The sequence below is a fragment of the Moorena sp. SIO3B2 genome, from assembly GCF_010692525.1.
GTDB lineage: Bacteria > Cyanobacteriota > Cyanobacteriia > Cyanobacteriales > Coleofasciculaceae > Moorena > Moorena producens.
In genome coordinates, this window is the sequence record NZ_JAAHHE010000227.1 from 3,108 (window position 1) to 10,273 (window position 7,166).

Sequence of the window (7,166 nt, forward strand, 5' to 3'; positions counted from 1 at the left end):
CCGCTACGCGAACGCATGATTACCATCTCAACTGGAATGCGATGCTCTGAAAGAGCCGCTACGCGAACGCATGATTACCATCTCAACTGGAATGCGATGCTCTGAAAGAGCCGCTACGCGAACGCATGATTACCATCTCAACTGGAATGGGATCACATCATTACCCTCTCACACTAAAGCAATGCTCTAAGCCGCTACCAGAATAAACGAAGTAGAGAACAAATATTACTCAACCCTAGAGTCTAATGTTAGGTGCAGCTAATCTGACTTCCCTACTCCCTACTCCCTGCTCCCTCAAAAACTAACCTAATTGAAAACCGCTCTACTACTACGGCAAATCAATCCTTCTGAGCCAAAATGTGTGTAAGAGTATGGATTATTCTGATCTGGCCACAGTTGTTGACCTTTCTCAACTCCAATTTCTTTAACTACCTCTAACTTACCGTCATCGATCGCTTCATTAACTGCCCTATAGACGCTTTCCCATGCTCCATAATCATCAAAAATTATCAATGCATTATTAAATCGCTTTAAACAGTTATCAATATCTTGTTTGATATACTCGTATTTATGACGTGCATCTATTAAAACCACATCAGCAGGAAAGGTTAACTGATTCCAATCAGAAGTATACACATCAAATCTTTGGAATTTGACATGGTAATTAAAAATATTGTTTAATCTTGCTACTCTGAGGTACCTATCGTTAACATCTAAACCTAGATATTTAGTAAAGTGATCGGATAAGTGCTTTGCCGTCAGCCCCTTGTAACATCCCACCTCTAATAAGGAATATTGTTTTTTCGGTAAAAATTGTTTGACATGATCACGGAATTGTTGGCTAACTGTCCAACAATCTGTTCTTTTATCTACAGGTAAGACTAGATCTTGCCATGTATTCTGTATTCCTTTCAAGATTTCAAGCATAGCTGGTAATTATTAACATTATAACTAGCTATTTAGCGATAATTATTAGCTAGTTGATTTACTTTTTTATTTTACTATATTTCAACAAATATTGACCCCAAATTTCGCAAATCCTATTATCTATAGGATACACATAAATCGGGTAATTACTTGGTTTGATCAAATCCTTATTTAGGCTTACTAAATGAATTGTGAAAATTTTTGTTTCCTGTTCCCTACTCCCTGCTCCCTACTCCCTGCTCCCTTTGCTATTGTAGCAATTATCAGATCATCCCCTGGCTTGACAGTACCCTTGAGGGTACCTTTTCTGTTAAAAATGATTAACGTTAAGTTATTTTAACTCGTTAACCGGTGTCTTTATAAAGTGTGCTAAAAGTTAATACATAGCTGAGACCAAGGGCGGTTGGTGGTGTGGTTAACATTAATCCGGTCTCATACATCAGTTCCGCCAAAAGTCAGTAGCTCAGGCAATAATTCGGATCAGGATGCATAGTGGGCACCATGATTTCGGTTTGAGAATGACGTCAGTCAAACCGATTCAAGTTGACCCGTGACCATGAATGAGAACAGATCAGAACAAAGGTGTTCTATATTCAACCATCCCCCGAGTTTTGAAAAGACAGGGATTTAAGCTAATACATGGGTAGCATGACCAATAATTTAACTAGATTCAGTTGTTCGCGACGGGATTTACTGATAGCTGCACTTGGAGGTGCGACAGCAGCCACGGTGGGCTCAGTAATTCCAGGCGGGATGAAAGGAGTTGCTGCACAGCAGGCTAAATCCTCAGTAGGACCAGTGGGCTTTACCAGTTTCATCCATCCCAGTGCAGTCGTGGGTACTAGGAACTTTAAGATGGGAGCCGCTAGCCTGATTGATGCTTTTGTTACCCTCAAGGGTGCCTCTGCCAAAATTGGTAACGCTGTTAACTTGCAAGACAATACCCGATTGCTCAACTTCCGTGGTCGCTCCTTGGGTCGAGGTAACCTAGAATTGGGGGATGGAACCTTCACCGCCCATGGAGTCACCTTCGTCGGAAGGGTTCGGATCGGACAAGCCTGTGGTACGGGCATCAATGCGATCGTTCAAAATGCCGACATTGGTGACGCGAGCTTTACTGGTTTGGCAGCACAGATTCTGGGAGAGAATCCGAGACGACCCATCAAGATTCCGCCAGCAAGTCTAGTGTTGTTTGGAGCACGGATCTATAGCCAACTTGATGTTAAACCCAATATCATTCCGGTACCTGCTCCATTTTCACTATTCTTTGCTGATGTCGATGAAGAAAACTTAGTACTAGCCCGAGGATTCAACTTACTTTATCGTGCCGCTGCACGCACCATCCCATTTTCTGATGTTGCTGGCAATCCTCGCAATCCTGGGGAGGACTTTCCTAATTTAGATCAAGCCTTTGGAAAGCTATCGGTTGCTCCACCAAGTATTTATAGACGTGGGACCGGAGTCATCCCAGCACGTCAAGCGACTCTGGGAGACTTGGGTTTTGAGCGCTTTGAACCTCTAACACCAGTACCAACTCCAAGCACGCCAGCGGACGATGCTGGGGGAGTGGGCTTGAATGCACCGCCCTCAAACAGTCCTGAAGCTGGTGCAAGGTTCGTTGTCCCTGTGGTAAAGTCCCCCGAACTGATCGATAAAGATGCTATTGTCCTGGGAGGGTGCCAGTTGGCATCAGGAGTAGTGGTTGGTAAGGGGAGCTATATTCTCGGTGATGTGGCTCCCACTGTGTCAGTTGGTAAAGGCACCACTATTGGTAAAAACTCAAGCCTTCATCAGCTAACGTTCACCTCTTGCCGAGTAGGAGCTAGATGCGTTATCGGTGATCGGGTAGTTCTCCATGGTCCACTGGAAATCGAGGATGACGTTACCATTGGCAACGGCACTGTGTTGTTTGGACCGACAGTGCGTAAGGGGGTGAAGATTGGTGCTAGGGTGCTGGTGTTTGGACCGGTGGAGGTCACGGAAGATATCCCGGACGATGCCATTGTAGTGGCACCAGGGAATGAGTTCTTGATTGCACCATCGGCACCGTCTCGCAGCGCACGGATTACTCTACCCCATTCAAATTCAATGCTATCCCAGTGGGGGCGTGCCCAAGCGGCTGGATGCGACTGCGGGTGTGGCGTTGGTGCTCTGGTTCAGATCAGTACTTTAGGTTGAAGTCTTTGCCTTGATCTATGTTGTTTTTCGGGCGTTGCTTAATAATGGAATGATTTTAAGAGTGAGGTGGAATAGGCATCTTGCCTGTCCCTTGATCTTTTGGGGCGGGCAGGATGCCCACTCTACTCCTATTCATGAAAAGACTGACGCAACGCCTCAAGGCAGCTTGTTGGTTGCTGAGCAAATTTTTAATTTTTTAGCGCTGGTTTTGCATAACTTTTGAAAAACAAGCTGATAACTAGGATAGCAACTACAGCAACCTGGCAAAAGTTGACGTTTGCAACAGGTCTTTTAATTAGGAGAAGAAATCCGTGATGAAAAAGTTTGGAATTCTGTTTTTTTTGAGCCTTTTTGCCTTTTTATCACAGGTTAACCCAGCTGAAGCACAGAGGAGGAGAAACACTAACGTTACTATCGAGGCAGAGGTGGTAACAGGCTGGAATCGGCTTTTTGGAAAACCAAGATATCGGTGGGACTTCTTGTCTGCTCCCCTGAACTTGGCAGGAGCAACAACAATGGGTATCTACAACCCCAATGGTAAGGAGCCTCTGCCTCTGACTGCTTCGACACGAAAGGATGCTGTTTTGGCATCAATCGTGGATCCTTTCTTGGAAACAATTTTCCCAGTTTTTGACCTTGAAACCACTGACCCTGGGGCTGTCAACGTACCTCTGCGTCAAATCGATACCTGGGTTTCAGGAGATCTCTCCGTACGAACTCCACTGCCATTTCAATTAGATGCTCCGGTAGTTTCTCGCTCTCAGTCTAATCCGGAATCTCCAAATCCGATTACTGTAGCGGATTGGTTTAAGGCTTCTGGACAAATGCAAATTAATTGCGATTCTAGGGGAAACAACAGGGTCAGAGTCCGACTAAACAATCTGATCCCGAATCGGGTGTACACGGTCTGGGCGATGTGGTATACTGCCGATGGCAATATATTCCCGCAACCATTTGGTGGAGTACCAAATGCTTACGTCACCAATAGTCGAGGAAATGCGGTTTTTAGCAGACAATTGAATTTCTGTCCTCCTGAGGCTGCTAAGAAAGGGATTGATGGTAACAGGCTATTATCAATCATCACTCACCTGCACTCGGATCATATTTTATATGGTGCTGTTCCTGTACCACTGGTGGCTGGTCGTCCTCCTGGCACTGTCTTGCACATGCAGCTGGAATGGAATTTTCCAGGAGTTGGGACAAGATTGATTAAAAAACCTTAGACCTAGCAGCATTAGTAAGCTGTTCAGCATTTAGATTGGGATACCTAAATTAATCAAAGGGAACAGGGAATAGGGAACAGGGAATAGGGAATAGGTAATAACCAATTTAAATGGACATCAGCTTATTATCTTGATGCTGTCGAGAATGGGGAGGGGCTGTGTGCAATGGTTTGCGGGAGCACTTCATACACCTCCCGCGCTCTCTCCCCCTCCCCCCACACGCCCCACACTTCCCGCGCCCCCGCCCCACACTTCCCACACTTCCCACACTTCCCACACGCCCTATTCCCCATGCCCTACCCCCAGGGCTGTAGCAGCACCTAAGTGCTTGAGCAAGGTGGCCTGGGGAAGTGGCCCAAGCAGATGACTCCAAGGCAACACTTGCTCTGTTGACCAGTCGGTATAGACGTAGAAGTCTAGTTCAGGTAACTGTCCTCGCAATTGTTTAAAGGCACGGCGGAAACTGCCTAAGGAATCCCCATAATGCCTGGTTAGTTCTAAGAGTTGGGATAAGCGACGATCCCCTCGGGAAATCAGTGCTTGAATTACTGACCAGTTGTAGCTTTCTGGTCGAAAGTCTATGGCTTGCGATCGCAATTTTTTCTGCAATAACTTGAGGCGCTTCTGGGCTTGGGGATTGACACCAAACCACTGAAAGGGTGTATGAGCTTTGGGAACAAAGGTGGAGCATCCGAGGGTTAAGCCTAGACCGGGGGCTGCTCTCTTAATCTGTTCCATCATCCCTACAGTTTCTTCAACATCTGCTATTTCCTCTCCTGGAACTCCTACCATCCCATAGATTTTCAGACGTTTTAATCCCCCTGCTTTAGCATTCACTGCTGCCTGGATAATTTCGTCATTGCTGAGCTTCTTATTAATAATCTCGCGCAACCTTTGTGAGCCACTTTCTACTGCAATCGTAATCGAACGGGTGTTACGTTTAGTTAGGGTTTGGGCTAGCTTTTCCGTAACTGTATTGGTTCGCACTGAGGCAATACTCAAGCGCACATGGTCGTATTGTGGCTGATTTAGGTAATCTAACAACACATCAAACTCGGGATGCTGGGTGACTGATGCTCCCAGTAAGCCAATCCGGTCTGTTACCTTTAATCCCCGTTCTATAGCTGGAATCAAAGAATCGATCGCGCTAGGAGTACGAAATGGTAAAGTGAGGTAACTGGCCAGACAGAAGCGACACATCTCTGGACAACTGCGCACCACTTCTACCATGTAGATGTTTTCCCAAGCCGCTTTTTCGGTGACCACTGTGGAAGCAGACAGGGTATTGCCCCGATAGGTCTGTTTAGATACCGTGGTAGGAATCTGATCAGACACTGGTTGAATGGATGCGATCGCACTCGTTAGGTCATGGTAGGTTACCTGATATAGACTGGGTATATAGACTCCAGGGACTTGGGCCAGATGCTGCAGTTGAGTATTACGTTCAGCAGTGCGAACCTCTTGATAGGCATCGATAAAATTATCTAGCAGGATTTCCCCATCTCCGAGCAAAATCACATCAAAGAAGTCAGCAAAGGGTTCTGGATTAGCCGTTAACACGGGACCGCCACCAAACACTAGGGGATGGCTAGAGTCCCGTTGTGCTGAGTATAGGGGTATCTCCAAAAATTCCAATCCCGCTAAGATATTGACATAATCCAATTCCCATGATATAGAATAACCAAGTAATTCTGGCTGTCTCGGTAATGGCTCATGGTAATCCGTGAACAAGCGGCTGACCATTAGGTCAGGGCGCAAGGCTAGAGATGCCCACACTATCTGATAGCCGAGACTAGTAATACCGATGTTGTATTGATTAGGAAAGGCAAAAATAGTAGGAATAGCATGGTCGTCAGGAGTGGCTGGTGTAAACAGAAGACGTTCGGAGGAAAATACCACAGGGTTTAAAGAGGACGAATAATGTTGAACAATAGCAAAAAATAAGGTTTAGTTTAATATTTTCATTATGCTTGGTTCATGAGTAAGCATATGGGCTACAGATGGTGCTACTTGAGGTGCCGTCAGCTGTCAGCAGTCAGCTTAATGCTTAAGGGAACGGAGTTGCCGAACTAGCCCGTTTCCTTCAAATTGCTATGGGTTCAGCCAGTGAACTTGAAGATCAGCTGTTACGGGCAGAAGATCTTAACTTAACTATTAGCCAAAGACTATGAATCCCATCCCAGCAGAGGTAACTCAGATTAAACTTTTGCTTACCTGTTTTATTCAAAAGCTGATAGCTGATAGCTGATAGCTGAATGCTTACCTAGTACGTAGAAATCCGGATTTTCCCCAAGCAGAAGGAAAAAAGTGACAGATCCACTAAATTAAGATTTCAAGCCCTAAAATAGACAACAAGTTATAAGACAAAAAGTTATGGCTGCTTTTGTATTGCTAAGGAGTTGATGTGTCAATATTTTCCCCGAAGCCCCAAGATCGACATAGTCACAACCCTCCGAATCCCTCAAAGAAACTGACGGAGAAATCGGATAAGAATGGGAGTGTTGCGTCTAATGATGGCAAGCACCCCTCATCAAAGCCAAGACGGCGGAAGCGGTCGAGGGTAGTTGCCCAAACTCTAAACGGAATCAAGCGTGTATCTACTACGGTTATCAAACCGCTAATCGGACCAAAAGCAATCTATCGTCGCTCCTGGTTTTGGATCGGACTAGGGGTGGGTGGCAGTGCGATCGCATTGGGTTGGGGTTGGCAAAAGCTAGAAAGCTCTCTGCCAGATTCTACTAAGGATGTCTTGACCTATGTTCGAGATGGCACCATCACGATTAAAGCTGCCGACAGCACTATTATCCAGCAAATTGGGCCAGCTAGCCATGAGACCCT

Annotated in this window: 5 protein-coding genes and 1 pseudogene; 4 read left to right on the top strand and 2 right to left on the bottom strand. The window is 45.7% G+C overall.

Annotated elements, in window-relative coordinates:
• Positions 1-306 precede the first annotated feature (306 nt).
• Positions 307-927 carry a class I SAM-dependent methyltransferase gene (locus F6K38_RS28795; RefSeq protein ID WP_008184241.1) on the bottom strand — a complete coding sequence of 207 codons (621 nt, stop codon included), beginning with the start codon at positions 925-927 and terminating at the stop codon, positions 307-309.
• Between the two features lie 648 nt (positions 928-1,575).
• Here F6K38_RS28795 and F6K38_RS28800 point away from each other — a divergent pair.
• A complete protein-coding gene (locus tag F6K38_RS28800; RefSeq protein WP_161603164.1) occupies positions 1,576-3,105 on the top strand; it encodes an LbetaH domain-containing protein in 1,530 nt (509 codons plus the stop codon).
• Between the two features lie 311 nt (positions 3,106-3,416).
• Positions 3,417-4,328 (top strand): hypothetical protein, encoded by a 912-nt coding sequence (locus tag F6K38_RS28805; protein WP_131827151.1) that lies wholly within the window; start codon positions 3,417-3,419, stop codon positions 4,326-4,328.
• 282 nt (positions 4,329-4,610) lie between these two features.
• Here F6K38_RS28805 and F6K38_RS28810 read toward each other — a convergent pair whose 3' ends face one another.
• On the bottom strand, positions 4,611-6,227 hold the full coding sequence (locus F6K38_RS28810; protein ID WP_071105792.1) for a B12-binding domain-containing radical SAM protein: 1,617 nt from the start codon (positions 6,225-6,227) through the stop codon (positions 4,611-4,613).
• A 194-nt stretch (positions 6,228-6,421) separates the two neighbouring features.
• Between F6K38_RS28810 and F6K38_RS43630 the strand changes: the two genes are divergently transcribed.
• Positions 6,422-6,499 (top strand): hypothetical protein, encoded by a 78-nt coding sequence (locus F6K38_RS43630; protein WP_083374173.1) that lies wholly within the window; start codon positions 6,422-6,424, stop codon positions 6,497-6,499.
• Positions 6,500-6,732: 233 nt separating this feature from the next.
• Positions 6,733-7,166, top strand: a pseudogene (locus F6K38_RS28815) (penicillin-binding protein); the annotation flags it as partial.